Annotated in this window: 28 protein-coding genes; 14 read left to right on the top strand and 14 right to left on the bottom strand. The window is 65.8% G+C overall.

Translation table 11 applies throughout. From position 1 onward, the window contains the following. Window positions 1-26 precede the first annotated feature (26 nt). Genes IT549_RS15455 through IT549_RS15445 form a run of 3 tightly spaced genes read left to right on the top strand, consistent with a single transcriptional unit; the run spans window position 27 to window position 2,034 of the window. Window positions 27-1,217, top strand: coding sequence for a cysteine desulfurase (locus IT549_RS15455; protein ID WP_292974662.1), 1,191 nt, complete (start codon window positions 27-29; stop codon window positions 1,215-1,217). Further along, window positions 1,214-1,687 carry an SUF system Fe-S cluster assembly protein gene (locus IT549_RS15450; RefSeq protein ID WP_292974525.1) on the top strand — a complete coding sequence of 158 codons (474 nt, stop codon included), beginning with the start codon at window positions 1,214-1,216 and terminating at the stop codon, window positions 1,685-1,687. The genes IT549_RS15455 and IT549_RS15450 overlap by 4 nt, the downstream gene beginning before the upstream one ends. Then, window positions 1,684-2,034, top strand: a complete 351-nt coding sequence (locus IT549_RS15445) for an iron-sulfur cluster assembly accessory protein (RefSeq protein ID WP_292974524.1) — start codon at window positions 1,684-1,686, stop codon at window positions 2,032-2,034. Before IT549_RS15450 ends, IT549_RS15445 begins: the two co-directional genes overlap by 4 nt. On the opposite strand, the gene IT549_RS15440 is transcribed toward IT549_RS15445, so the two are convergent. The 3 genes from IT549_RS15440 to IT549_RS15430 form a co-directional block, all read right to left on the bottom strand. Further along, the gene (locus IT549_RS15440; RefSeq protein WP_292974523.1) at window positions 2,031-2,993 is read right to left on the bottom strand and encodes a hypothetical protein; all 963 of its coding nucleotides are present in this window, start codon (window positions 2,991-2,993) and stop codon (window positions 2,031-2,033) included. The two genes, IT549_RS15445 and IT549_RS15440, sit on opposite strands and share 4 nt — an antisense overlap. 258 nt (window positions 2,994-3,251) lie before the next feature. Continuing rightward, a complete protein-coding gene (locus tag IT549_RS15435) occupies window positions 3,252-3,671 on the bottom strand; it encodes a hypothetical protein (RefSeq protein ID WP_292974522.1) in 420 nt (139 codons plus the stop codon). Then, window positions 3,661-4,335 carry an EI24 domain-containing protein gene (locus IT549_RS15430; RefSeq protein WP_292974521.1) on the bottom strand — a complete coding sequence of 225 codons (675 nt, stop codon included), beginning with the start codon at window positions 4,333-4,335 and terminating at the stop codon, window positions 3,661-3,663. The genes IT549_RS15435 and IT549_RS15430 overlap by 11 nt, the downstream gene beginning before the upstream one ends. Window positions 4,336-4,441: 106 nt before the next feature. Between IT549_RS15430 and IT549_RS15425 the strand changes: the two genes are divergently transcribed. Together IT549_RS15425 and IT549_RS15420 are read left to right on the top strand one after the other, a co-directional pair. Further along, window positions 4,442-5,437, top strand: coding sequence for an adenosine kinase (locus IT549_RS15425; protein WP_292974520.1), 996 nt, complete (start codon window positions 4,442-4,444; stop codon window positions 5,435-5,437). Window positions 5,438-5,562: 125 nt separating this feature from the next. Further along, on the top strand, window positions 5,563-6,498 hold the full coding sequence (locus IT549_RS15420; protein ID WP_292974519.1) for a division plane positioning ATPase MipZ: 936 nt from the start codon (window positions 5,563-5,565) through the stop codon (window positions 6,496-6,498). A gap of 115 nt (window positions 6,499-6,613) precedes the next feature. Here IT549_RS15420 and IT549_RS15415 read toward each other — a convergent pair whose 3' ends face one another. From IT549_RS15415 to IT549_RS15405, 3 genes are all read right to left on the bottom strand, one after another. After that, window positions 6,614-6,811: a hypothetical protein gene (locus IT549_RS15415; RefSeq protein WP_292974518.1), complete on the bottom strand. Its 198-nt coding sequence runs from the start codon at window positions 6,809-6,811 to the stop codon at window positions 6,614-6,616. A 133-nt stretch (window positions 6,812-6,944) separates the two neighbouring features. Next, a complete protein-coding gene (locus IT549_RS15410) occupies window positions 6,945-8,663 on the bottom strand; it encodes a hypothetical protein (RefSeq protein ID WP_292974517.1) in 1,719 nt (572 codons plus the stop codon). Between the two features lie 130 nt (window positions 8,664-8,793). Next, window positions 8,794-9,321: a hypothetical protein gene (locus IT549_RS15405; protein ID WP_292974516.1), complete on the bottom strand. Its 528-nt coding sequence runs from the start codon at window positions 9,319-9,321 to the stop codon at window positions 8,794-8,796. A 126-nt stretch (window positions 9,322-9,447) separates the two neighbouring features. Between IT549_RS15405 and IT549_RS15400 the strand changes: the two genes are divergently transcribed. Continuing rightward, window positions 9,448-10,050, top strand: coding sequence for a class I SAM-dependent methyltransferase (locus tag IT549_RS15400; protein ID WP_292974515.1), 603 nt, complete (start codon window positions 9,448-9,450; stop codon window positions 10,048-10,050). Here IT549_RS15400 and thiS read toward each other — a convergent pair. Together thiS and IT549_RS15390 are read right to left on the bottom strand one after the other, a co-directional pair. Then, window positions 10,047-11,027, bottom strand: a complete 981-nt coding sequence (gene thiS / locus IT549_RS15395) for a sulfur carrier protein ThiS (protein ID WP_292974514.1) — start codon at window positions 11,025-11,027, stop codon at window positions 10,047-10,049. The genes IT549_RS15400 and thiS overlap by 4 nt on opposite strands. 18 nt (window positions 11,028-11,045) lie before the next feature. Then, window positions 11,046-11,417, bottom strand: a complete 372-nt coding sequence (locus IT549_RS15390) for a MerC domain-containing protein (RefSeq protein WP_292974513.1) — start codon at window positions 11,415-11,417, stop codon at window positions 11,046-11,048. A 102-nt stretch (window positions 11,418-11,519) separates the two neighbouring features. Between IT549_RS15390 and IT549_RS15385 the strand changes: the two genes are divergently transcribed. The 5 genes from IT549_RS15385 (at window position 11,520) to IT549_RS15365 (ending at window position 15,193) form a co-directional block, all read left to right on the top strand. Then, on the top strand, window positions 11,520-12,581 hold the full coding sequence (locus IT549_RS15385) for a COX15/CtaA family protein (RefSeq protein WP_292974512.1): 1,062 nt from the start codon (window positions 11,520-11,522) through the stop codon (window positions 12,579-12,581). A gap of 265 nt (window positions 12,582-12,846) precedes the next feature. Continuing rightward, window positions 12,847-13,581 (top strand): hypothetical protein, encoded by a 735-nt coding sequence (locus IT549_RS15380; RefSeq protein WP_292974511.1) that lies wholly within the window; start codon window positions 12,847-12,849, stop codon window positions 13,579-13,581. Between the two features lie 159 nt (window positions 13,582-13,740). Continuing rightward, window positions 13,741-14,220: a 50S ribosomal protein L13 gene (gene rplM, locus IT549_RS15375; protein WP_292974510.1), complete on the top strand. Its 480-nt coding sequence runs from the start codon at window positions 13,741-13,743 to the stop codon at window positions 14,218-14,220. After that, window positions 14,220-14,705 carry a 30S ribosomal protein S9 gene (gene rpsI, locus IT549_RS15370; RefSeq protein WP_292974509.1) on the top strand — a complete coding sequence of 162 codons (486 nt, stop codon included), beginning with the start codon at window positions 14,220-14,222 and terminating at the stop codon, window positions 14,703-14,705. Before rplM ends, rpsI begins: the two co-directional genes overlap by 1 nt. A 218-nt stretch (window positions 14,706-14,923) precedes the next feature. Continuing rightward, window positions 14,924-15,193: an HPP family protein gene (locus IT549_RS15365; RefSeq protein WP_292974508.1), complete on the top strand. Its 270-nt coding sequence runs from the start codon at window positions 14,924-14,926 to the stop codon at window positions 15,191-15,193. Window positions 15,194-15,316: 123 nt separating this feature from the next. Here IT549_RS15365 and IT549_RS15360 read toward each other — a convergent pair whose 3' ends face one another. The 6 genes from IT549_RS15360 to IT549_RS15335 all read right to left on the bottom strand — a co-directional run bounded on the left by IT549_RS15360 (window position 15,317) and on the right by IT549_RS15335 (window position 20,661). Then, complete coding sequence (locus IT549_RS15360) at window positions 15,317-16,048, bottom strand: metallophosphoesterase (protein ID WP_292974507.1); 732 nt, start codon at window positions 16,046-16,048, stop codon at window positions 15,317-15,319. Continuing rightward, the gene (locus IT549_RS15355) at window positions 16,048-16,314 is read right to left on the bottom strand and encodes a hypothetical protein (RefSeq protein WP_292974506.1); all 267 of its coding nucleotides are present in this window, start codon (window positions 16,312-16,314) and stop codon (window positions 16,048-16,050) included. The genes IT549_RS15360 and IT549_RS15355 overlap by 1 nt, the downstream gene beginning before the upstream one ends. Window positions 16,315-16,328: 14 nt before the next feature. After that, window positions 16,329-17,084 carry a LytTR family DNA-binding domain-containing protein gene (locus tag IT549_RS15350; protein WP_292974505.1) on the bottom strand — a complete coding sequence of 252 codons (756 nt, stop codon included), beginning with the start codon at window positions 17,082-17,084 and terminating at the stop codon, window positions 16,329-16,331. Continuing rightward, window positions 17,077-18,273 carry a histidine kinase gene (locus IT549_RS15345; RefSeq protein ID WP_292974504.1) on the bottom strand — a complete coding sequence of 399 codons (1,197 nt, stop codon included), beginning with the start codon at window positions 18,271-18,273 and terminating at the stop codon, window positions 17,077-17,079. Before IT549_RS15345 ends, IT549_RS15350 begins: the two co-directional genes overlap by 8 nt. Before the next feature lie 139 nt (window positions 18,274-18,412). After that, complete coding sequence (locus tag IT549_RS15340) at window positions 18,413-19,006, bottom strand: hypothetical protein (protein ID WP_292974503.1); 594 nt, start codon at window positions 19,004-19,006, stop codon at window positions 18,413-18,415. 134 nt (window positions 19,007-19,140) lie between these two features. Then, window positions 19,141-20,661, bottom strand: coding sequence for a fumarate hydratase (locus IT549_RS15335; protein ID WP_292974502.1), 1,521 nt, complete (start codon window positions 20,659-20,661; stop codon window positions 19,141-19,143). A 168-nt stretch (window positions 20,662-20,829) separates the two neighbouring features. On the opposite strand from IT549_RS15335, the gene IT549_RS15330 reads away from it, so the two are divergent. From IT549_RS15330 to IT549_RS15320, 3 genes are read left to right on the top strand one after another with little or no spacing between them, the layout of a single operon-like run. Next, on the top strand, window positions 20,830-21,426 hold the full coding sequence (locus tag IT549_RS15330) for a protein-L-isoaspartate O-methyltransferase (protein WP_292974501.1): 597 nt from the start codon (window positions 20,830-20,832) through the stop codon (window positions 21,424-21,426). 3 nt (window positions 21,427-21,429) lie between these two features. Next, on the top strand, window positions 21,430-22,893 hold the full coding sequence (locus tag IT549_RS15325; RefSeq protein ID WP_292974500.1) for a TolC family outer membrane protein: 1,464 nt from the start codon (window positions 21,430-21,432) through the stop codon (window positions 22,891-22,893). A gap of 46 nt (window positions 22,894-22,939) precedes the next feature. Further along, entirely contained in the window at window positions 22,940-23,383 is a 444-nt protein-coding gene (locus IT549_RS15320) for a DUF2497 domain-containing protein (RefSeq protein WP_292974499.1), read from the top strand. The last annotated feature ends 28 nt before the right edge of the window (window positions 23,384-23,411 follow it).

Genomic DNA, 23,411 nt, shown 5'->3' with positions numbered 1-23,411 from the left:
GCTGGGAGAACGAGGGCGGGGCAACACTGCCGGCGGCGCTGCGCGACCAGTTCCCCGGCCTGGCCGGCGGCTGGCACTACCTTGATACCGCTGCCACCGCGCAAAAGCCGCAGGCGGTGATCGATGCCACTGTGCGAGCAATGGGCGCGGACTATGCGACAGTGCACCGCGGGGTCTATGCGCGCTCGGCCAATATGACCGTGGCCTATGAGGCCGCACGCGAACGGGTGGCGCGGTTCATCGGCGGGCAGGCCGACGAAGTGGTTTTCGTGCGCGGCGCGACCGAGGCGATCAACCTGGTCGCCCATTCGTACCCGCGAGTTGTCGGTTCTGGGGGCCGGGTGCTGCTGTCGGTGCTGGAGCATCATTCGAACATCGTGCCCTGGCAACTGGCCGGCTGGCAGGTCGATGTCTGCCCGCTCACCGAAGATGGACGGATCGATCTGGACGCGGCCGAACGAATGCTCACGAGCGAGCACACGATGGTTGCCTTCGCGCATGTCTCGAACGTGCTCGGCTCGGTGCTCGATGCGCCGCGTGCTGCGGAGCTGGCCCACCGGGTGGGCGCAAAGCTGCTGCTCGATGGCTGTCAGGCCGTGCCGCGCCTGCCAGTCGATGTGGCGGCGCTGAACTGCGACTTCTACGTCTTCTCGGGCCACAAGCTTTATGGCCCGACCGGGATCGGCGCGCTGTGGGCGCGGCACGATCTTCTTGCAGCAATGCCGCCCTGGCAGGGTGGCGGCTCGATGATCGACAAGGTGACCTTCGCGCAGACCACCTATGCCCCGGCGCCGACCCGGTTCGAGGCCGGAACCCCGGCGATCGTCGAGGTGATGGGGCTGCACGCCGCGATCGACTATGTATCGGGCCTGGGTCTCGCGGCGATCCACGCGCATGAGGCCGCGCTGGTCGGCCAGCTGCGCCGCGAACTGGCGGCGCGCAATGACATCACCCTGTTCGGGCCGGAAGACAGCGCGGGGATCGTCTCGTTCGCGATGGACGGGGTGCATCCGCACGACCTGGGCACCATACTGGACGAGGAAGGCCCGGATGGAACCAGCGTTGCGATCCGTGCCGGGCATCACTGCGCCCAGCCGCTGATGGCGCACCTGGGGGTGGCTGCCACCGCGCGAGCCAGCTTCGGGCTCTATTCGGATGAAAGCGATATTGCCGCGCTGCTGCGCGGGATCGAACGGACAAGGAGGATCTTCGGGTGAGCGAAGAACCCAAATTCACGATTGAGGAAGTGGACAGCGTTGCCGCGCCGCCGCGTGCGCGGGTGGAGGACGCCGAAAGCCCGGCGGAGAAGCTTGAGCGCAAGCGCGACTATCTGGAAGGCTTCCTGGCCGAACAGCCGCAGGGCGCTGCTGCGGGCGAACCCGGCGGTGACCTCTACGAAGCGGTGATCGCGGCGCTGAAGGACATTTTCGATCCCGAAATCCCGGTCAACATCTATGACCTGGGGCTGATCTATGGCGTTGACGTGGCCGATGACGGCGGGGTTGCGGTGACCATGACGCTGACCACGCCGCATTGCCCGGTGGCCGAATCGATGCCGGGCGAGGTTGAACTGCGGGTCAGCGCGGTGCCGGGCGTGCGCGACTGCGAAGTGAGCCTGGTCTGGGATCCGCCGTGGGACCCGGCCAAGATGAGCGATGAAGCCCGGCTGGAGCTTGGCATGCTATGACCCAGACCCGCACCAGACCCGCCGCCGTGATCCTGACTCCCGCCGCCGAGGCGCGGGTGGCCAAGCTGATGGCCGAAGCCCCCGAAGGCGCGATCGGGGTCAAGCTGTCCACCCCGCGCCGCGGCTGTTCGGGACTGGCCTATTCGGTCGACTATGTCAGCGAGGCCAATGCCTTCGACGAGCGGATCGAGACGCCGGGCGGTCTGTTCTTCATCGACGCCGCTTCGGTGCTTTACCTGATCGGCAGCACGATGGACTGGCAAGAAGACGATTTTACCGCCGGCTTCGTGTTCCAGAACCCCAATGCCAAAGGCACCTGCGGCTGCGGCGAGAGCTTTACGGTTTAACCTACCTTCACCCCGAACACTTCGCCGGTTTCTTCGGCGATGAAAGCGATCAGCGCCTTTTCGAGCGGATCGAGTTCCTCGTCGGCTTCGAGCAGATCGGCCAGCCAGTGGCTTTCCTCTTCGGTCAGCTCGGCGGCAGCCTCGGCCTCTTCCTCGATGCCCGGAGCATGCGGGCTGATGTCGAGCAGGCTGCCAAAGGCGCCGGCGAAATCGGGCCTGGAAGTGAACATCCGGCCAAGGAAACCGCCGATCCCGGCGCCTTGCCGGTTCATGAAACGCTCCAGCTCGGCGGCGCGATCATGGCTCAGCGGCTCATGGCCGGAAAAGCCCAGCAGGTAGTTGGCCACGCCCTGCACGAACAGCTTTTCCCAATCCTTGGCGTTGACCTCGTAAAGCGTCTCGTCCTTGATCCGGAACAGCATTTCCGCCTCGCGGCGGCTCACCTCAGCCGGACGATCGCTGCCCGAAGCAAAGATCAGGCGGCGCAGCAGGGTGCATTCGGTCTCGTTGATGCCCTTGGGGGTCAGCTCGCCATGACGGGTCGGCCCGTCGCCGTGCAGCACGGCTTCCTCGATCTGTTTCAGGGCATAGGCCTTGAGCCTGTCGGGCAGGTTGAGCGCCAGCTCCGAAACTTTGACCAGCAGTTCCAGCTCGGCCATCGAGCCGACGCGGCCATCGCGGTCGATCCGGGAGATCAGCTCATCGCCCATTTCATCGTCGACATAGCCCTTGGGCTCAACCGTGTTGACGATGAAGGTCGAAAGCGCCTCGACGAAGAAGTCGCACCATTCGCTGGTCGGCGCGGCGCAGCCGTCGTTGGCCAGAAACAACGATTCGGCCTCTTCGGGATCCATCTTGCCATCGGCCCAGCCCAGGCGGCGCAGCTCGAGGATTTCCTCGGCCGTGATCCGCCCGTCACCGGCGATCGAACCTGCCAGGTTCCCGAATTCCATACTCATGGCCCAACTTCCCCAATATCAATCCTGGGGAGCTGCATGCCAGACTATCCTTAAATCCCAGTTACCATATTGGCGGTGCGGACAGGCATCCGCCTGTCCTGGCAACACCGGCCCGCTCCCGTGTCACGAGCGCGAAAACGTCCGGGGGACGTTTTCGTCGGGGCGCCCCGACCACCCATAGGGTACCTTCAGCGGGTGGTCGGGCCGGGGGAGCGGGCCGGTGTTGCCAGCCATTCGCGGAGCCGATTGGCGCGCCCGTCAGGGCCTTTTTCTTAGCGCTGAAATACACGCCGCGCGGTCTACCTCCTGGCCGTCGCTGGCGCGGCGGGCTTCGACATAGGTGGCTTGCGGTTCGCGCCCGCGCGCCGCGGGATAGAGAAACACGTCGAGCACGCAGGCCGTGCCGCTGAACTGCAGCTTGCGGGCATCGCCTTCCCACACTTCGAGCCGGGCCTGGCCAAACTGGCGCTCAAGATCGTCGGCACCGGCGCCGATCACCCCTTCAAGTCCCGGCGCGACCTGGATCCGCGCTGGCGGTGGCGGTGCGGCGACCGGGGTGCGCACCGCGACCCGTGGCTGCTTGGCCACCGGAGCGGGCTTGGGCACGGCCGCGCCCGAACTGGCGCAGGCGGCCAGCGGCAGGGCAAGGATCAAGGCAATCAGGACTTTAGGCTGCATGGCCTGGCCCCTTGCGATGGATCAGGTGCACCGCGCAAGCCGCACCCAGGAAAGGTGCGGCGAAATTGGCCACAGGCACGGTGAGCAGAATGGCCGTGACCCCGCCCAGTGCCAGGCGCTCGATAGCTGAGAGCGGCGCAGGGTCCTGCGGCGAACGGCGATGGCGCAGCCAGACCATATCCTGAAGCTCGCGCCCCAGCAGCACGGAATTGACCGCCAGGAACACCAGCGGTGCCCCCACGGCGGTCCAGGCGAGCACGAATGCCAGCGGCAAGGCCAGCAGGTTGAACAGGATCGCGCGCGCAGCTCCGCCCAGCGCCCGGCCCAGCTCTTCACGCCAGCCCAATGGGCGGGCACTGGCGGCCATCGCCGGATAGTCGCGCAGCTCCACTGCCCTCACCACCTCGTCGGCGAAGAACTGCAGCACGCCCAGCGCGATCACCCGCCACAGCAGCCAGCCGCCCAGCATTACCAGGATCGCCGCGGCGAGCGCGCCATAGCCGGCATCGAAGGCATAGCGATCGATCATGTAACGAAGCGCCTGCCACGCGGCGAAACCCAGCACCAGGCAGGCCAGCAGTGTCGCGCCCAGGCTCTTGAGCCAGATCGGCAGCAGCGCCCGGTCAAACAGCCGGGCCAGCGAGAGGGCCAGAGCACGCAGCATTGCCCTCGGGGAATCGCGCCTTGATCGGGCGCTGTCAACGCCGCTTCCCTGATCCGGCAAAACCGGCTAGGCGGCGCGCTTTCCTGCCCAAATTACCGGAGCCTGCATGTCCAAGCCCTCAACCCAGGTTATCGCCATCGGCAATGCCATCGTCGATGTCATGGCGCCGTGCGAGGATGCGCTGATCGAGCGGCTGGGGCTGGTGCGCGGAGGCATGACGCTGATCGATGCCCAGCGCGCGCACGAATTGTACGATGCGATGGGTCCGGCGCGCGAGATCTCGGGCGGGTCGGCCGCCAACACCCTCGCCGGTCTGGCCGCGCTGGGCAGTACATGCGCCTTCATCGGCCAGGTTGCCGATGACCAGCTGGGTGAGGTCTTCGCGCACGATATCCGGGCTGGCGGGATCAGCTTTGCCACCCCGGCCCGCGCCGGCGATCCGCCGACCGCGCGCTGCCTGATCTTCGTTACCCCCGATGGCCAGCGCACGATGAGCACCTTTCTGGGTGCTTCGCAGTTCCTGCCGCCTGCCGCGCTGGACGAGGCGGCGATCGCCGATGCCGAAGTGCTCTACCTCGAAGGCTACCTGTGGGATCCGGAGGAGCCGCGCGCGGCCATGCGCCGGGCAATTGCCGCAGCGCGCGGGGCCGGCCGCAAGGTGGCCTTCACGCTGTCCGATGCCTTCGTGATCGACCGGCATGGCGACGATTTCCGGGCGATGATCGCGGCCGGCGAGATCGATATCCTGTTCGCCAACCACATCGAACTGGCCGCGCTGACCGGGCATGACGATTTCCACGCCGGGATCGATGCCCTGAAGGACAAGGTCCCTATGCTGGTGGTGACCCGCAGCGAGCAGGGCGCGGTCGCCGCTGCCCAGGGTGCGCTCCATGAGGTTCCGGCCGAACCGGTCGCCCAGGTGGTCGATACCACCGGCGCGGGCGACCTGTTCGCCGCCGGTTTCCTTCATGGCCACGTCAGCGGCTATCCGGTTGCCGAATGCCTCAAGCTGGGAGCGATCTGCGCGGCCGAGATCATTTCGCACTATGGCGCGCGCCCCGAAGCTGACCTCAAAGCCCTGGTGAAGGCGCGATTCAGCTAGCCCCTGTCGCAATTCGTTAACGATAATTGCCTAGATTCGATTTCCACAGGTTTATCCACTAGCTTCGGTCCCTTGGGCGATTCGCGCACGGACAAAAGAGGCGCGGAAATCAAGGGATCGGGCGCATGAATGTTGTCACGCCGATAGGGGAATTTGCCAGCCGCCGCGATACAACTGTGGATGGCGAACACCCGCGCAACGTCATCGCCGATATTGCCGCACGGCCCCGTGGCCAGGCCCGGATCATCACCGTCGCCAACGAAAAGGGCGGGGTCGGCAAGTCCACTGTCGCCTTCCACCTGGCGGTTGCCCTGGCCGATACCGGGCACAAGGTCCTGGCGATCGACCTCGATCGGCGCCAGCAGACGCTGACCCGCACGCTGACCGCGCGTGGCGGCACGGCCAAGCGGCTGGGCGTGCGCCTGCCGCTGCCGCGCCACCTGTTGCTCCAGCAGCAATCGGGCGCGCAGCTGTGCCAGGAAATCGCCCGGGCCGGCTGGGACTGCGATTTTGTAGTGATCGATGCCGCCGGTCACGATTCGCCGATCGCCCGCCGCGCGATCGCGCTGGCCGACCTGCTGGTCTCGCCGGTCAATTCAAGCTTTGCCGATCTTGATCTGCTGGGCCGGTTCCACCCGGTCAGCAACAAGCTGCTGGGGCCGGGCTGCTTTGCCGCCACGGTGACCGAACTGCGCCAGGCCCGCGCTGACGCGGGGTTGCCGGTGCTTGACTGGCTGGTGCTGCAGAACCGCAAGCGCCGCGAAACCAGCAAGAACCAGGACCGGGTCGATACGGCGCTCAGGCGCATGGCACCGCGGCTCGATTTCCGGCTGGGTGCGGGGCTGTTCGAACGCGTCGCCTATCGCGAGCTGTTCCTGCTGGGGCTGACCCATATCGACCTGCGCCGCATTCCAGAACTGGCGCGGACCAAGGCGGTTGCCACCGGCGAGGTCATGACCCTGCTCGACGACCTTGAGATTGAGGGCGAGGCCGATGGCCTGCTGGGCGGCGGCGTGCTGGAAACCGTCGGGACCTGGAACCGGGCCAGGGTTCCCGCCTGACACCATCTGACTCCGGGGCCAGATCAGGCCATCACGCGGACGCCAGACAAAGAAAAAGGCCGGCCCGGCAGTGGTCCACACCCGCCGGCCGGCCTTGTTCGTTCAGCTTGAAAGCTTACTTGGCAGCTTCGCTCGAAGCGGCCGAAGCGTCTTCCGAGGCAGCGCCCGAAGCGTCAGCAGCAGCTTCCGAACCAGCGTCGGCAGCAGCAGCGGTTTCTTCAGCGACCGGAGCAGCTTCTTCCTTCTTTTCGCCGCAAGCGGCGACAGCCAGCGAACCGGCAGCGATAGCGGCAAACAGAGCGATCTTCTTCATTTGGGAATCCCCTTAGTGTTACCCGATGCCCGCGCGTGGCGAGCCGCGCGACTGCATGCACGTTTGTTTGCGCTTTGTCGATTTGGAAAATGCGCGAAGCCAAAAAATTCGAATGCAGCGCTAAAACCCGCGATCAGGGCCTGATCCTGCGGCTGCGCCCCGGTGGCGGGGCTGGTCGGCGAATCGGCCCCAGCCAGGCACGGAACCGTTCCCACAGGCCGGGCCGGAGCAGCACGGGCTCCGGCTCGATCTCGGGCAGTTCGATTTCGGCGATCCGCGGCTCGGGCGTGGGTTCGGGATCTGTTTCGGTTTCCAGCCAGCCCAGCCCCAGCGGCCAGTGCGGCACAGTCACTTCGGGAATGACAGGCGGATCTGCCGGTTCGAGCATCTGGTCGTCGGTCAGGGCCAGCTCGTCTATGTCCTCCGTTTCGGGCACCTCGGTGCGCAGCGGATCGGCAATCAGCGATTGCAGCCGCTGCTCAAGGGTAATGGCAACCGGATCGGCCGGATCGATCAGCGAAAAGCCGGGCTCGGCCGGTTCCTGCGCGACCGGCTCGACCACTTCGGCGGGCGCAGTCTGATCGGCCAGATCGGCTTCGTGTGATTCGATCTCGGGCCAGGCCGGGTCGGTCAGGTCGAACGGTTCCTCGAACTGTCCGAGACTGGACTCCGTCTCGGCAACCTCTGCTTCGGCATCGAAGCTGCTGTCGAGCGGATCGAAATCTTCCCAGTCCGAAAAGTCGGTCGCAGTGGACGGGGCAGCGTCAGCATCGGCGCCATTGGCCTCGTGGTCCTCACGCGGGCCAAGCATGTCACGGAAATCCCAGCCGTGGCTAGCGTGCTTCTTGGTCATCAGCGGGCTGATCGGCGAATCGGTGATCGATTCGTCCTCGGCGCGGGGCACCTCGGGCGGCGGCAGATCCGTCTGGGTCGGGACCGGTGCGGGAGCTTCATCGGAACCATGGTTGAGCCCGCGCAGATGCGCGATCCGCACCGCCATTTCCTCTTCGCTTTCCTGAAGCACCAGCACCGCGCGCTTGGGGGCGCGGCGGATCCCGGTCAGCAGCAGGCTGGAATAGCGCGGACCAGGCACACCGGCATCGACCGGACCTTCGTCTTCATCCTCTGCCTTGGCGGCCTTGAGCACTTCAACCGGCATTCCGGTGACCGGGGCATCGAAATAGGGATAGACGCCGTTGCTGCCGGCCATCACACAAAGCGGGCGCGGCAGGCCTTCCTGGGCCACCTTGGCGCTGACCGCCTGGTAAAGCAGCGCCGAGAGCAGGCATGAGCCGAGCGAACCGGCGCAGATCTCGTCGGGATCGGGCTCTTCGCAGGCCAGCAGCCGCGCTTCGAGCAGGGCCAGCGCCCCGTGCAGATCGCTGATCCCTTCAAGCAACAGCGCGGTATCGCTGCCTGCGCTGTCATCCGCCCAGGTGCAACCGTGGAGCGAATAGCCATCGAGCAGGTCTTCGCGGCCCGAGCGCGAGAAGGGGTAGGAATCGTCGTTGTAATAACCGACTTCGACCAGGGGACTGAGCCGTCCGGACTCATCGGGCTGGGGCACATCCTCACCCGGCCAGCCGAAGGCAATGGTCAGCGCGGTAACCGGCCGGCCTGGCCGATCGTGCTTGCGGACGTGATCGCCCAGATTCTCCCAGCCCCGGATCACCAGGTCGGATGCTTCGACGGTCAGAAAGCGTTCGGGCAGCACCTTGCCGGGTCCGGCAAAGGGCGCGATCAGCTCGCGCAGTTTTTCGACGGATTCACCGGCGCGTCCGCGCCGTAGCCCGCTTTCGATTGAGCGGCGAAACTCTTCCTCGCTCAGGCCATTGATGGCAATCGTCGTCACTAGGCTACCCCCGGGGTGCTCGGCACCAGGGGAAACTGCGCGCCAATTGGTTTATTTGGCGTTACCCGCAGGCGAGTTTTTGTGGCGTGGTGCGCCGGACAAGCCGGATCGCCGGCCCGCCCCCTCAGGCTCAGGCCGCTTCCTTCTCGACCCATTCAGGATAGAAGCTGGGTTCGCGCGCCGACCAGCCGGGTGCGGTTGCGGCGGCTTCGCTGATCGATTGCAGCAGGTGCTTGCGCCGGTCTGGGCGGATCTGCGGCAGGGCGCTCGCGGCGCAGAAGGCGCTGGGCAGGAATGGCCGCACGTCGGCGCCGAGCAGACGCTCATACAGGAACCGGAAGGCGGAAAAGCAGGTCAGCCGATCCTGTGCGAGATCGAAAGCGGCGATCCGGATCAGCTTGCCCATGAACGCTTCGAGCGCGTCGAACGAGCTCTCGGCCGGAACCCGGCCGCGCAGACCCTTGAGTTCCTGGTAGGCGACATATTGGCTACGAATCGAGGCATTTTCACCTGCATCGCGCGCCCACAGCTTGAACGCATCCTGCCGGCCAAGGCCAATATCAAGGCTGCGCTTGATATAGCGCTGCTCGCCTGCGGTGAAGCTGGCAAATTCGCGCAGTTCGGCGATGGTCAGCGAAGCGGTGCCTGTAGTACCCATGTCTAGCCCCCGGTTGGAACGGGGTACAGATCATCAGAATATGGTTATGATCCCGTTAACCACGATGGCTATCACCGGGCTGTGTAGCGCTTGGTGGATTCTACGGATCAGGAGTTAGTGCCCATCATGCCCGAGTTCGACCGGACCACGCTGGCCTTCTATGCGCATGAAGCGTCCGTCTATGCCGCGTCCGAGCTGGGCAAGATCGGGCGGCATCTCGATCCCTTTATGGAGCGTTTGCCCCGGGACGCACTGATTCTGGAGCTGGGCTGCGGTTCGGGGCGCGATGCCGCGCTGATGGAATCGCGAGGATTTCGGGTCGAGCCGAGTGACGGGGTTCCCGAAATGGCCGCCCAGGCCGAAGCGCGGCTGGGCCGGGCTGTGCGGGTCATGCGGTTCGACGAACTGGACGCCGTGGAAGCCTATGACGGCATCGTTGCGACCGCTTCACTGTTGCATGTCCCACGCGATGGCCTGCCCCAGGTGCTGACGCGGATCTGGCGGGCGCTCAGGCCGGGAGGCTGGCACTGCGCCACCTACAAGACCGCCGGCAGCGAGGGCCGCGACCGGTTGGGACGGTATTACAATTACCCGAGCGAGGCAGAGCTGCGCAGCTATTACGCCGCCGCCGGCAACTGGTCAGAGGTCAAAATCGAGATCGGCGAGGGGCGCGGCTACGAAGGCAGCGAATCGCGCTTTGTGATGATCCTGCTGCGGAAAGCGGACTAAATCAGCCCGGCCAGCGGACTGCTGGGATCGGCATATTTGCGCGTCGCCATGCGGCCTGAAAGGTAAGCATCGCGCCCGGCCTCGACCGCCAGCTTCATCGCCCTGGCCATCCGCAGCGGGTCCTTCGCCTCGGCGATCGCGGTGTTCATCAGCACCCCGTCGCAGCCCAGCTCCATCGCCACGGCAGCGTCGCTGGCGGTGCCGACCCCGGCATCGACCAGCACCGGCACGCTGGCTCCTTCAACGATCAGGCGGATCGTTACCCGGTTCTGGATGCCGAGTCCTGAGCCGATCGGCGCGCCCAAGGGCATCACCGCGACCGCCCCGGCGCTTTCCATCTGCTTGGCGGCAATCGGATCGTCGACGCAGTAGACCATCGGGAGGAAGCCTTCGTTCGCCAGCACTTCGCAGGCCTTCAGCGTCTCGCGCATGTCGGGATAGAGCGTGCGCGCTTCGCCCAGCACTTCCAGCTTGACCAGGTCCCAGCCGCCCGCCTCGCGCGCCAGCCGCAAGGTGCGGATCGCATCCTCGGCGGTGAAGCACCCGGCGGTGTTGGGCAGGTAGGTGATCTTTTTGGGATCGATGAAGTCGGTCAGCATCGGGGCCTTGGGATCGCTGACGTTGACCCGGCGCACCGCGACCGTGACGATCTCCGCGCCCGAGGCCGCGACCGCAGCCGCGTTCTGTTCGAAATCCTTGTACTTGCCGGTGCCGACGATCAGCCGCGAACGGAAGGTGCGGCCCGCGACGGTCCAGGTATCCTCACCCTGTCCGCCGCCGACGAAATGGACGATCTCCAGCACGTCGCCGTCACCCAGCGCGGCTTCGCCCAGGCTGGAGCGCGGGACGATCTCGCCGTTACGCTCGACCGCGACCTTGGCGGGATCAAGCTCGAGGCTGCGGACAAGATCGGCGATCGAACCCGGCGCGGCGCGGCGCGGTTCACCGTTGACGGTCAGGGAGAGTGAGGCGGTCATGCCCCATGCCAATAGCGTTCAGGCGCTGTGGCGCAAGTTGCGCAGATGCGCCCAGCCCAACAGCGCGACGCCCAGCACGGTCAACACCGCTTCGGGCAGGCCATGCCCGACGAACAGCGCAACCGACATGAAGGCGATTCCCGCCGCGCCGACCTGCAGCGGCAGCGGGTCGCCATGCTTGACGACGCCCAGTACCAGCGTGGCCGCGCCAACCGCAATGGCCAGCACCAGGCCAACCCGGTGAAAGATCGGGGCAAGCAGGAATTCGCCGCCCAGCCCAAGTCCCGCGACCAGCAGCACGCCCGCGAGGCAGTGCAACGCACAAAGCCCCGAAAGGAGGACGCCAACCCGGTCGAGCCGGTTGCGAATCAAGACCAATGCTTCACGCACGCGGTGCATGTATGTGACGATGTAACGTCTATCAAGGGGCAGCTGCCTTTTTTCGCCGCTTGCAGCTTGCGCTTTGCCGCTTGGCGCAGCACAGCGCCGGCCATGACCAGTGCCGCGACTCAAGCACCGAACCACCCCGTCCGGCCGCGTCCACTTGCCCTTTCGTGGTGGCTGTGGACAGTCGCGGCGATGGTCGTTGTAATGGTGGCGGTCGGCGGGATCACCCGGTTGACCGAATCCGGGCTGTCGATCACCGAATGGAAGCCGGTTTCAGGCGCCCTGCCCCCGCTCAGCGAAGCCGAGTGGCAGGCCCAGTTCGCAGCCTACCAGCAGATACCGCAATATACCGAGGTAAACGGCCCGGCCGGCATGACCCTGGCCGATTACAAGTTCATCTTCTTCTGGGAATGGTTCCACCGCCTGATCGGGCGCGTGATCGGACTGGCCTTTGCCCTGCCGCTGGCCTGGTTCTGGGTGCGAAAGGCGATCCCTAAGGGCTTCCACCTGCGGCTGGTCGGCCTGCTCGCGCTGGGCGGACTGCAGGGCGTGGTCGGCTGGTGGATGGTCAAATCCGGGCTGACCCACGATGTGAAGGTCAGCCACTTCCGCCTGGCGACCCACCTGCTGCTGGCCTTGACCACACTGGGCTGCCTGGCCTGGACCGCGCTGGACCTGCGCGCCAATGCCCGCGGCGATGGCAAGGCGCGGCCGACCAGGCTGGGCACACTGGCGCTTGCGATCCTTGTCCTGCAACTGTTCTATGGTGCCTTGCTGGCAGGCTTGCGGGCCGGGCCAGTCGCGGGCGGCGGGTGGTTCAACTGGCAGGCCTGGCCGCTGATGCAGGGCCTGGTCGTTCCGGCCGGGATCGACTGGTCGCAAGGGCTGACCCATGCCTTTGTCAACGATCCCTACCTGATCCATTTCACCCATCGCTGGTGGGCCTGGGTTGCTGTTGCTGTTCTGGTTGTGCTGGCGCGGCGCCTGCGTCCGCTTGATCGCCGCGCTTCGGTGGCGATTCACAGTGCATTCGGAACGCAGATCCTGCTGGGAATCGCAACGATCTACAGCGGGATTGCGCTGTGGCTGGCCGTTCTGCACCAATTGACGGGGGCCTTGCTGGTGCTGGCCACGGTTTGGGGTGTCCACCGGCTGGGTCGCAAGTAACGCAAATTCTCAAGGCGTTAGAACAGCGGACTGGAATTCTTGCGTCCGGATTGGCGGTATCATTAGTACAAATACTTGACGAAAGGCCGCTGTCCTGCGCGAATGCTGACAGGTCTTGGCATCTGCCGGCCCGTCGACCGGGCCAGGGCAAGCCGGCAAAGGAGTGGAGCGTGCTGAGCTGGGCTGAAACAGCATGGCTTGCTGCCGCAGTGGCGCGGCGCGCACCCTTGCACCCTGCAGGTCCGCTCTTTTCGGGGTTGGCGGCATGAAGGCCCGGATCGTCCTGCTCGCTGGCGCCGCCGCAATGCTTCCCGTGCTGCTGCCCGGTTCCTTTGCCCAGGCGGTTGAGCCTCCCACGGCTGAACAGTTCGTGCCGCCGCGAGAAAACCTGATCCTGTCCCGCACGGTGATCCGCGAACTTTCGGACGGCAATCTGATCAAGGTCACGCGCCGCTATGCCGTGCAGTTCAAGCCGGAAAGTGGCGGCTATCGACTTGACGGCAAGCTGGTCAATGTCGTGGTAGAAGTGCCGCCGGTGCTGAACGGCCTGGCCGATATCGAACGCCGCCGCGACGACAGTTCGATGTTTCCGGTTTTTCTCGACCAGCGAGGTGCGATCCTGGTCGATGCCGAAGGCAAGCCGATCGACCGCCAGGCGCATGACCAGATGGCCAGCCGGGCGAGTGTCCTGCTCGCGCAATCCGGCATGAAGCCCGAAAGCCTGCAAATGGGCACCCGGGTAATCGGCCAGGCGATGACGGCCAGGGCCGGTTCGCCCTGGCCGACCGACCTGTTCCTGGTTCGCCCGGGCGAACACCGCCAGTCGCGGATGGTCACGTTGCCCGGCGGTGCGCAGGGCCAGATCGAAGTGGTCACCCGGGTTGACCGGCTGTTGCCCTGCGGCCTGCCGCAGACGATCGAACGCACTGTGGTTACCCTGCTTTCGGGCTCAAAGCGCATCTCGCGTGAGATCTGGACATTCGAACCCGCTTCTGCCTGACCATTTCGGCGTCGGTATTATTTTACCTCTCTGCAAACCCGCCCAAATGCTTGACTTGATCGTCCCTTTCGACGAAAGGGCGCGCCTTCGCGTGGGTTCGGACAAACCGAATCGCGTGGTTCACGGGATTTGACTCCTTAGGATAAAGGAAAGCTGGCCATGAAGGCGCTCAGCAAGGTCACCCGGTCGATCAAGCCGGCCGAGGTGGAAAAGAAGTGGCATCTGATTGATGCCGAAGGTCTGGTGGTCGGTCGCCTCGCGGTGATCATCGCCAATCACCTGCGCGGCAAGCACAAGCCAAGCTTCACCCCGCACGTCGATTGCGGCGACCATGTCGTCGTGATCAACGCCGACAAGGTGAAGTTCACCGGCAACAAGCTCAAGCAGCAGACCTATTACAAGCACACCGGCTATGCCGGCGGCATCAAGGAAGTGACCGCGGACAAGGTCCTGGCCGGCCGCTTCCCCGAGCGCGTGCTGGAAAAGGCCGTTGAACGCATGATCCCGCGTGGTCCGCTGGGCCGTGCGCAGATGCGCGCGCTGCACCTCTACGCCGGCTCGGAGCATCCGCATGGTGGCACCCAGCCCCAGCCGCTCGACGTGGCCGCCCTCAACCGCAAGAACAAGGTGGGTGCATGATGTCTGACACTACCGTCACCGATCTCGCAGATCTCTCGACCGTCGCCGAAACCCCGGCCGCTCCGGCTGCGCCGCTGCGCGAAAAGGAAGTCGACGCCCAGGGCCGTGCCTATGCCACCGGCCGCCGCAAGGACGCCGTCGCCCGCGTCTGGATCAAGCCCGGCTCGGGCAAGGTTGTGGTCAACGGCCGCGACCAGGAAGTCTACTTCGCGCGTCCGACGCTGCGCCTGGTGATCGACCAGCCGTTCCAGGTTGCCGACCGCGCCGGCCAGTACGACGTGATCGCCACCGTCAAGGGCGGCGGGCTTTCGGGCCAGGCCGGTGCCGTCAAGCACGGTATCGCCCAGGCGCTGGCCAAGTTCGAACCGGCGCTGCGCGGCGCGGTCAAGGCCGCTGGCTTCCTGACCCGCGACAGCCGCGTGGTCGAACGCAAGAAGTACGGCCGGGCCAAGGCTCGCCGCAGCTTCCAGTTCTCGAAGCGCTAAGGCTTCAACGGACGAACGAATCAGGGGCTGGCCGCAAGGCTGGCCCCTTTTTCTTGAGAGCGGTCTGGCAATGCAGCACCACGCCGCGGCAACCCCCGTCACGATGCCCTGGACAGGACGACTGGGCGCCTAGCGCGGCGCTGGGGATTGCGTTAACCGGCTGGGCCACACTCGCTCTCGGCGGGCTCGGTCCGCGGGCACCGTGGCTGATCGCCTCGATGGGCGCATCTGCGGTCCTCACCTTTGTCTTGCCAGCCAGCCCTCTGGCCCAGCCCTGGCCGGTGATCGGTGGCCACCTGGCTTCTGCCATAGTTGGCCTGATGTGCCAGACCCTGCTCGGTCCCGCCTGGTTCACCACCGCGCTGGCGGTTGGCGCAGCGATGAGCCTGCTGCGCAGCCTGCACCCACCAGCAGGCGGAACCGTGCTGCTGACCACGCTGCCCAGCCCTGCAATAGCAGCGCTGGGCTGGCCGCTATACCAGCGATGATCTGGATGCGGTGCTGGAGCAATGGAACGAAGCACTGAGCGTCGATCGCGACGATCTCGATGCTCTGTTTCGCGCGCTCGAAGGCCGGGTGCTGGCCAAAGGGTCGGACGACTGGGTCTCGCCCTAGCGGCTCACCAGCGTGCAGGTCAGGCCGACCGTCTCGCTCCATTCCAGCCGGTTGTAGCCGGGCGGGGTTGAACGCAGCCGCTTTGACAGGGTACCGGCCCCGATCAGCCGGATCGGCAGCCCTTCGGCATCAAGCGTCATGTCGAAGGCATCGTGGACATGGCCCGACAGCACGACATCGGCCCCGGCGCGGGCCAGTGCCGCCAGCGCGCGTTTGCCGCCGCGGGTTGAGCCCGAGCTTTCGGTATCGGCATCGACCAGCGGGTGATGGCCAATCACCAGTCGCAGCGGCTTGTCGCGCTGGCGTTCAAGGCCGGCCAGCGCCGCATCGAGATCGGGGTTAGACACCCGCCCCTTCGACCAGTTGAGCCTGAACTGCGCGCGGGCGATCGTCTTGAGCGGCACCACCGCCAGCTGTGGCAGATCGAGCCCGCAATCGATCCGCGCGGCCAATTCGTGATAGCGGGCATAGGGCCGGGCCAGGCGGCGCAGCATGTGGTTGTAATAGGGCACGTCATGGTTGCCCGGAACCAGCGCGACCGGGACCGGCAGTGCCGCCAGCCATTCACTTGCCGCAGCGAATTCGCGCGCTGTACCGCGCATGGTCAGATCGCCGGTGCACAGCACCGCCGCCGGCCTGGCCCGCGCGACTTCGGCGACGAACCAGTCGAGCGCTTCGCGATCCTCATAGCCGAAGTGAAGGTCGCTGACGTGGAACAGCGTGAGCATCAGATCCGCCCGCTTGTAATCAGCCAGGCCGACAGCACGTTGACTGCGGTATAACAGCCATAGAACAGCGCCCAGCCGAGCGAGCCCTGCGCCACCATCAGCATCGCGCCCAGCAGCATGGCGAATTCGACCAGCAGGCTGAACCGCCCGCCCAGCAGGTGAAAGAAGAACGGCACCCGGCCCAGCAGCGGGTGGCGGCTTTCCAGCACGGCCTTGTGCACGGCAAAATTGCCGATACCCAGCAGAAAGATCACGATCAGACCCATATTCGGGCCCAGTCTTAACGCCCCGCCATCGCCTTGGCACGCGAAAGATAGGTGCGGCCGATCCGCACCTGGCTGCCATCGTCCAGTTCGGCCGACCAGACCCCCAGCCCGTCGTGGCGCAGGCCCCTGATCCGGTCGCGGCGCAGGATGGTCGAACGGTGCAGGCGGATGAAGCATTCGGGATCGAGCCGCGCCTCAAGCCCCGAAACCGTCTGCAGCAGCAGGTAGCTGCGGCTGGTCCCGTCCTTCTGGCCGACATGGAGACGGACATAGTCACGCTCGGCATCGATCCGGTCGACGTCGGCGGCAGCGATCCGCAGCAGTTCCGAGCGATAGGGTACCCAGAATTCACTGAGCCATTCGCTTTCGCCCCGGGCCCGCGAATTGCGCCGGGCGATCGCGCGGCTGACCGCGCGTTCGAGCCGTTCGGGGGTGACCGGCTTCAGCACATAGTCGACCGCTTCCAGATCAAAGGCCTCAACCGCGAAGTTGTCATGCGCGGTGACGAAGATCACCGCCGGGGCATGATCGCGGCGGGTCAGCGCGCGGGCCACGGCCAGCCCGTCCAGTTCGGGCATGGTCATATCGAGCAGGACCAGTTCAGGTTCCAGTTTCTCGATCGCCTGAAGCGCGGCGGCGCCATCGCGCGCGGTGCCGATCACGTTCAACTGATCGAGCCCGGCGCAGATATGCAGCATCCGCTCCAGCGCCAGCGGCTCGTCATCGACCACCAGCGTAGCCAATGGCAGCGTGGGGGCCGGATCAGCCATGACGTTCAAGCGGCAGGCGGATTACCGAGCGCCAGCCCCCGCCTTCATCCGGGCCCGAGCTGAGACTGGCTTCATCGCCATAACGCGCAGCCAAGCGGTCACGGACATTGGCCAGGCCGATCCCGAAGCCCTTGGCCGCACTTTCGGACGGAGCCGGGCCATTGTCGCTGACTTCCAGCACCAGCCGACCATATTCCTCGCGCGCGGCGATCGTCACCGTCACCGGCTTGCTGGTCGGGGCCACGGCATAGCGCACCGAATTCTCGACCAGGGGCTGCAGAATCAGTCCCGGCACCCGGGCATCTTCAAGCGCGGCGGGAACATCGAAGCGGGTCAGCAGTCGATCGGGAAAGCGCGCTGCCTCGATCTCAAGGTAGGCGCGCTGCAGCGCCAGTTCCTGATCGAGCGCGCTGTCGCTGGTCGGATCGTCGGCCAGGCTGCGACGATAGAACGAGGACAGCGACTGGATCATCCGCTCGGCTGCGTCACCCTTGCCGGTCAGGACCAGCGAGGACAGCGAATTGAGCGTGTTGAACAGGAAGTGCGGATTGACCTGATAGCGCAGCGAGCGCAGCTCGGCCGCCTTGGCGGCGCGGCGGTATTCACCCTCGCGGCGTTCGGCAGCACGCGCCTGTTCGGCATTGACCATCGCGAAATAGAGCGCGGCCCAGGCCAGCAGCAGGAAATAGCGCCCGATCGCGATATCGGTCAGCTGGCGCCACAGCCCCTGTTCGGCGAACTTCTTCTGCAACTGGGCCAGCTGCGCGGCGGTCAGCTGCGGCGGATCGGGAATATCGACCAGCACGTTGCCGGCGGTATCATGCCGGATCTGGACCTCGCTGGGATTGCGCTGCTCCTTGAAATTGTGCTGGTCGATGCCCTTGAAGACCTGGGTGTTGATCACTGCCAGCGCCAGCGCGGCAGGCAGCATCACCGCAGCGGCAATCACCATCCGCACCCCGACCCGGTGGTGGTCAAACAGCCGCAGGATCGACCAGGCCATCGCCGTAACCACGATCCCGGCTAGCGTGACCAGCGACCGCAGTCCCAGCATTTCCCAGAACAGCATCTGATCGATCAGCGCCGAACGCAGCGTGATCAGCGCCAGATAGCACAGCCATAGCCCCGCGATCGAGGCGAGCACGGTGCGCGTCGGCACGCGCGCGGGCTGGATGGTCTGGTCGGCCATTACAGGGCCAGCGATAGCCAATCCGCAGGGGCAATGGCCAGCGGGTTTGTCGATCCCCGGCTGGCGTTGGTCGAAGCGAGTGCGGTCCCGCGAAGGTCACGAAGGTCACACGGAATCGGGAATCTGTGTGAACTTCGCCCTATTCGCCGGCGGCCACCTGCTGCCACAGGGCCAGTTGCCGGCAGCTTTCGTCAAGGCTTTCGCGGCCCGGCCCGGCGGCATTGGCACGCGCCGCCATGAACCGTTCGGTCTGGCCATCCGCGCAGCGGGCATCGGCCTGCATGCAATCAAGGAACTGTTCGAAATCGCCCGCCACCGCGCGCACCGGAGCCGTGGCCAGCAGCTGCCGGGAGCCGAGCCCTTCGATCACCGCCAGCAGCCCGCGCGGATCGCGGCGGCGCTTTTCAAGCACCAGCTTGCCATCGCGAAAGTGCCGTTCGAGCGAACCTTCGATCGCGGTTTCGATCGCCAGGTCAATCATCCGCTGGCGCGCCAGCAGCAGCGCCGCATCCCAGGCCAGGGCAAAGGCCCGCCCCGCCGCCCGGTTTCGCAGCCGGTAGGCCCCTTCGCGCGACATCCCCACCGCCATGGCCGCCTGTTCGACATGGCCGCAGTCCGCCAGCACTTCGCAAAAGCGGCGCTGGCGTTCGGGCGTCCAGCCATCACGGCGGATCGTGGCGGGGAGCGCGCGGCCCTCAGGCGGCGAATCGGGAGCGGAGGCGAGTTTTTCCATCCCGATCTTGCATCAGGTCAGGTCCTACATTGCAAGAACAAAATTAGAACATGGATTAAGGAACCAGCCGCCTTGCGGCGTCTGCCACCTCCCCGTTTGTGACATTCGCAAAAAACGGAGAGGGGTTGGTCACTTCACCCCAGCAGCTTTTCCCTGGCGATCTTGTCCTTCCAGACCAGCGGGGCGAGCTGGTGGACGTTGTTGCCGTCCGAATCGACCGCAACGGTGACCGGCATGTCCTCGACCGTGAATTCATAGATCGCTTCCATTCCCAGATCGGCAAAGGCCACGACCTTGGCCTCGCGAATCGCGCGGGCGACAAGGTAGGCAGCGCCGCCCACGGCCATCAGGTAGGCGACCTTGTGCCGGGCGATCACTTCGGTTGCGCCCTGCCCGCGTTCGGCCTTGCCGATCATGGTCAGCAGGCCCAGCTCGCACATCATGTCGGTGAACTTGTCCATCCGGGTCGCGGTGGTCGGGCCGGCCGGGCCCACCACTTCGCCCATCACCGGATCGACCGGGCCGACGTAATAGATCGCGCGGCCCTTGAATTCGACCGGCAACGGCTCACCCTTGGCCAGCATGTCCTGGATCCGCTTGTGCGCGGCATCGCGCCCGGTCAGCATCCTGCCATTGAGCAGCAGCCGATCGCCCTGCTTCCAGCCGCGCACTTCCTCGGCGGTGAGGGTGTCGAGATTGACCCGCTTGGCCGCCGTGTCGGGCGTCCAGTGGACATCGGGCCATTCATCCAGCTTGGGGGTTTCGAGGAAGCTGGGGCCCGAACCATCCAACGTGAAATGGGCGTGGCGGGTGGCGGCGCAATTGGGGATCATCGCCACCGGCTTGCCCGCGGCATGGCACGGGGCATCGAGGATCTTGACGTCGAGGATGGTCGAAAGCCCGCCCAGCCCCTGCGCGCCGATCCCCAGCGCGTTGACCTTGTCGAAGATCTCGATCCGCATCGCCTCGATATCGGTCTTCGCGCCCCGCTGCTTGAGCTGGGCCATGTCGATCGGTTCCATCAGCGCCTGCTTGGCCAGCAGCATGCAATGTTCGGCGGTGCCGCCGATGCCGATCCCCAGCATGCCCGGCGGGCACCAGCCGGCGCCCATCTGCGGCAGCATCTCGATCACCCAGTCGACGATGTTGTCGCTGGGGTTCATCATCTTGAACTTTGACTTGTTCTCGCTGCCACCGCCCTTGGCCGCGACATCGACCGAGACCTTGCTGCCCGGAACCATGGTGACGTGCAGCACACAGGGGGTGTTGTCGCGGGTGTTGCGGCGGGTAAAGGCCGGATCGGCCAGGACCGAGGCGCGCAGCTTGTTTTCGGGATGGTTATAGGCCCGGCGCACCCCTTCATCGACCACGTCCTGCAGCGACAGCTTCGAATCGAGCCGGCAATCCTGGCCCCATTCGATGAACACGTTGACGATCCCGGTATCCTGGCAGATCGGGCGGTGGCCTTCGGCGCACATCCGGCTGTTGGTCAGGATCTGGGCAATCGCATCCTTCGCCGCCGGGCCCTGTTCGGCCTCATAGGCGTGGCCCAGCGCGCGGATGTAATCCATCGGATGGTAGTAGCTGATGAACTGCAGCGCATCTGCCACACTGTCGATCAGGTCGGCTTCACGGATGGTCACCATATCGGTCATGGCCCGAATTCCTCTTGAACTAGTGCTCGCGCCCCCATAGGCGCAGCACGGTGCTGTCGTCAAAGCGGCCATATTGGCGCTTGGCACAACATTAGCAATCGCTTATAGAAGGGCGGTTGCGTTGCTGTTTTGTGTGTGTAATACAGTACGCGAAAAGGGCCACAATTCATGACCGTTGCCGCCACCATCGATAGCGCTGCCGCCCGCCGGGCGATGATTGACAGCCAGCTGCGGGTCAGCGGCGTCAATCAGGAACCGGTACTGGCCGCGATGGCCGCCGTCGCGCGCGAAGACCATGTGCCCGCCGCCGCGCGCGGCCATGCCTATATCGACCGGGCGATTCCACTTGATAGCGCCCACGCCCTGCCCGCCCCGCTGGTCCAGGGCCAGATGCTGGCGCTGGCCGCCCCGCAGCCCGGCGAACGCGTGCTGGTGGTCAGCTGCGGCAGCAACTACCTGCCGGCGTTGGTCGAAGCCATGGGCGCGTCGGTCGAAGTGGCCAGTGCAGCCGAGGCCGCCGCTGGTAAGCCCGGATCGGTCGGCTTCACGCTGCTGCTGATCGACGGCGCGATCGAACAGCTGCCGCAGGCGCTGGTCGATGCCCTGGCCGATGGCGGACGCGTGATCACCGGGCTGGTTCGGCGCGGGGTCACCAGCCTGGCGCAGGGCAGCAAGCTGGGCGGCACGGTACAACTGGCCGTGGTGGCCGATATCGGGATTCCGGTGCTGGCCGAATTTGCCGCACCCAAGGGTTGGAGTTTCTAAGCGATGATCAAGTCTGGGGTTTCGCGCCTGCTGCGCTGGTACTTGCTGGCCGGAGCCACAGCGATGATCGCACCGGCCGCGCTGGCCGATGAACTGCGCGACGCGCTGATCATGGCTTACAAGAGCAACCCCAGCCTGCAGGCCGCCCGCGCCCAGCAGCGCGCCACCGACGAAGGCGTGCCGATCGCCCGCGCCGCCGGGCTGCCCTCGCTTTCGGGCACCGCGACCTACACCGAATTCACCAGCGCTTCGGGTTCGAACGCCAGCACTTCGGCGCCTGATCGCAACATCGATGCGGGCGCCGCGCTGAGCGTGCCGATCTATGCCGGCGGCGGGGTCAAGAATTCGATCCGGGCAGCCGAAACGCGTGTGCTGGCCGGCCGTTCGGACCTGCGCGGGATCGAAAGCCAGGTCTTCACCCAGGCCGTCACGGTCTACATGGACGTGATCCTGGCCCAGGAAGTGGTCAAGCTGAACCGCGCCAATGTCCAGCGGCTCGAAGTCAACCTGCAGGCCACCAGAGACCGGTTCGAAATCGGCGATCTGACCCGCACCGACGTGGCCCAGTCCGAATCGCGGCTTGCGCTGGCCCGCGGCCAGGTGCGCAGCGCCGAAGCCAACCTGATCGCCGCGCGCGAACGCTATATCCAGATTGTCGGCAAGGAGCCCGAGAATCTGGCCCCGCCGCCGCCGCTGGCCGCCATGCCCGCCAATGCGGACGATGCCGTGACCTTTGCCCTTGATCACAATCCCGATCTGCTGGCCTCGCGCGACCGCGCCAAGGCGGCCGGCTATGACGTCAAGGTGGCCGGCGCCAGCCGCATGCCGCGCGTCAGCGTTTTCGCCAATGCCGGCTATACCGACTATCTCGGCACCCGCGGCGGCGTCTTGTCGAGCAGCACGCTGCAGAACGGCACTTCGACCACGGCCGGTGTGCGCGCCACGATCCCGCTGTTCCAGGGCGGACTGCCCGCCGCGCAGCGCCGCGCTGCCCAGGCGCGCGAGGATGTTGCGCTGGAACAGCAGGTCGGGATCGAACGCAGCGTCATTTCGGCGGTGCGTTCAGCCTATGCCCAGTGGCAGGCCGCGCAATCGCTGATCGCCTCGTCGCAGACCGCGGTCGATGCCGCGAACCTCAGCCTTGAAGGGGTGCGCGCCGAAAACACCGTCGGCAACCGTACGATCATCGACATCCTCAACGCCGAGAACGAACTGCTCAACGCGCAGGTCCAGCTCGAAACCGCCAAGCGCAACGCCTATGTCGCCGGTTTCAACCTGCTGGCCGCGATGGGCCGGGCCGAGGCCCGCGACCTGGGGCTGGATGGCGGCACGCTTTATGACCCGGTCGCCAATTACGAGCGGGTTGACCGCAGCATGTGGGACTGGAGCAACGATCCCGATCCGACCGTCGAATCGACCCGCACCGTTGACACCAAGGCCCAGGACGGTTCAGTAGGCGGCCAGTGATTCATGTCCCGGCGCGGGACAGCTGGCGTAACTGGAGGCAGGGGCGATGCACCAGGCAGGTGAACCTTCGGTCGAGGAAATCCTCGCATCGATCAAGAAAGTGATCGCGCGCGACAACCGTGCCCCTGGCGCGGAACCCCGCCGCGAACCCGAAGCCCAGGCCCGGATCGACGCCGCCCCGATCGATGAGGACGAGATTCTCGACCTTGGCGCGATCGGCGAGGAAGTTGCCGCCGAACCGGCCCAGGCCGAACCGCTGCTGGGCAGCGAAACCGTCAGCTCGATCAGCGAATCGCTCGCCGCGCTGGCGATGATGGCGCAGCCCCCCGCCGCGCCACAGATCGTCCGGTCGGGCGAAACCTCGCTCGAAGGCATGGTCCGCGAACTGCTGCGCCCGGCGCTGGCCGAATGGCTCGACAAGAACCTGCCGCCGCTGGTCGAAAAGATGGTGGCGGGCGAAATCGCCCGGATTGTCGGCAAGAAGGGCTAGGACTGGCCCCACACTCCCGCTAACCATG

The organism is Novosphingobium sp. (assembly GCF_020852455.1).
Lineage (GTDB): Bacteria > Pseudomonadota > Alphaproteobacteria > Sphingomonadales > Sphingomonadaceae > Novosphingobium.
The sequence above is the reverse complement of the archived record's forward strand: the minus strand, read 5'-3'. Positions and strand labels throughout refer to the sequence as shown.

Bases quoted from the DNA above. Each gene is read 5' to 3' on its own strand.
- IT549_RS15445 (WP_292974524.1), top strand. From the start codon at position 1,684: ATGACCCAGACCCGCACCAGACCCGCCGCCGTGATCCTGACTCCCGCC.
- IT549_RS15440 (WP_292974523.1), bottom strand. From the start codon at position 2,993: ATGAGTATGGAATTCGGGAACCTGGCAGGTTCGATCGCCGGTGACGGG.
- IT549_RS15435 (WP_292974522.1), bottom strand. From the start codon at position 3,671: ATGCAGCCTAAAGTCCTGATTGCCTTGATCCTTGCCCTGCCGCTGGCC.
- IT549_RS15430 (WP_292974521.1), bottom strand. From the start codon at position 4,335: ATGCTGCGTGCTCTGGCCCTCTCGCTGGCCCGGCTGTTTGACCGGGCG.
- IT549_RS15425 (WP_292974520.1), top strand. From the start codon at position 4,442: ATGTCCAAGCCCTCAACCCAGGTTATCGCCATCGGCAATGCCATCGTC.
- IT549_RS15420 (WP_292974519.1), top strand. From the start codon at position 5,563: ATGAATGTTGTCACGCCGATAGGGGAATTTGCCAGCCGCCGCGATACA.
- IT549_RS15415 (WP_292974518.1), bottom strand. From the start codon at position 6,811: ATGAAGAAGATCGCTCTGTTTGCCGCTATCGCTGCCGGTTCGCTGGCT.
- IT549_RS15405 (WP_292974516.1), bottom strand. From the start codon at position 9,321: ATGGGTACTACAGGCACCGCTTCGCTGACCATCGCCGAACTGCGCGAA.
- IT549_RS15400 (WP_292974515.1), top strand. From the start codon at position 9,448: ATGCCCGAGTTCGACCGGACCACGCTGGCCTTCTATGCGCATGAAGCG.
- thiS (WP_292974514.1), bottom strand. From the start codon at position 11,027: ATGACCGCCTCACTCTCCCTGACCGTCAACGGTGAACCGCGCCGCGCC.
- IT549_RS15385 (WP_292974512.1), top strand. From the start codon at position 11,520: ATGACCAGTGCCGCGACTCAAGCACCGAACCACCCCGTCCGGCCGCGT.
- IT549_RS15380 (WP_292974511.1), top strand. From the start codon at position 12,847: ATGAAGGCCCGGATCGTCCTGCTCGCTGGCGCCGCCGCAATGCTTCCC.
- rplM (WP_292974510.1), top strand. From the start codon at position 13,741: ATGAAGGCGCTCAGCAAGGTCACCCGGTCGATCAAGCCGGCCGAGGTG.
- rpsI (WP_292974509.1), top strand. From the start codon at position 14,220: ATGTCTGACACTACCGTCACCGATCTCGCAGATCTCTCGACCGTCGCC.
- IT549_RS15365 (WP_292974508.1), top strand. From the start codon at position 14,924: ATGGGCGCATCTGCGGTCCTCACCTTTGTCTTGCCAGCCAGCCCTCTG.
- IT549_RS15360 (WP_292974507.1), bottom strand. From the start codon at position 16,048: ATGCTCACGCTGTTCCACGTCAGCGACCTTCACTTCGGCTATGAGGAT.
- IT549_RS15355 (WP_292974506.1), bottom strand. From the start codon at position 16,314: ATGGGTCTGATCGTGATCTTTCTGCTGGGTATCGGCAATTTTGCCGTG.
- IT549_RS15350 (WP_292974505.1), bottom strand. From the start codon at position 17,084: ATGGCTGATCCGGCCCCCACGCTGCCATTGGCTACGCTGGTGGTCGAT.
- IT549_RS15345 (WP_292974504.1), bottom strand. From the start codon at position 18,273: ATGGCCGACCAGACCATCCAGCCCGCGCGCGTGCCGACGCGCACCGTG.
- IT549_RS15340 (WP_292974503.1), bottom strand. From the start codon at position 19,006: ATGGAAAAACTCGCCTCCGCTCCCGATTCGCCGCCTGAGGGCCGCGCG.
- IT549_RS15335 (WP_292974502.1), bottom strand. From the start codon at position 20,661: ATGACCGATATGGTGACCATCCGTGAAGCCGACCTGATCGACAGTGTG.
- IT549_RS15330 (WP_292974501.1), top strand. From the start codon at position 20,830: ATGACCGTTGCCGCCACCATCGATAGCGCTGCCGCCCGCCGGGCGATG.
- IT549_RS15325 (WP_292974500.1), top strand. From the start codon at position 21,430: ATGATCAAGTCTGGGGTTTCGCGCCTGCTGCGCTGGTACTTGCTGGCC.
- IT549_RS15320 (WP_292974499.1), top strand. From the start codon at position 22,940: ATGCACCAGGCAGGTGAACCTTCGGTCGAGGAAATCCTCGCATCGATC.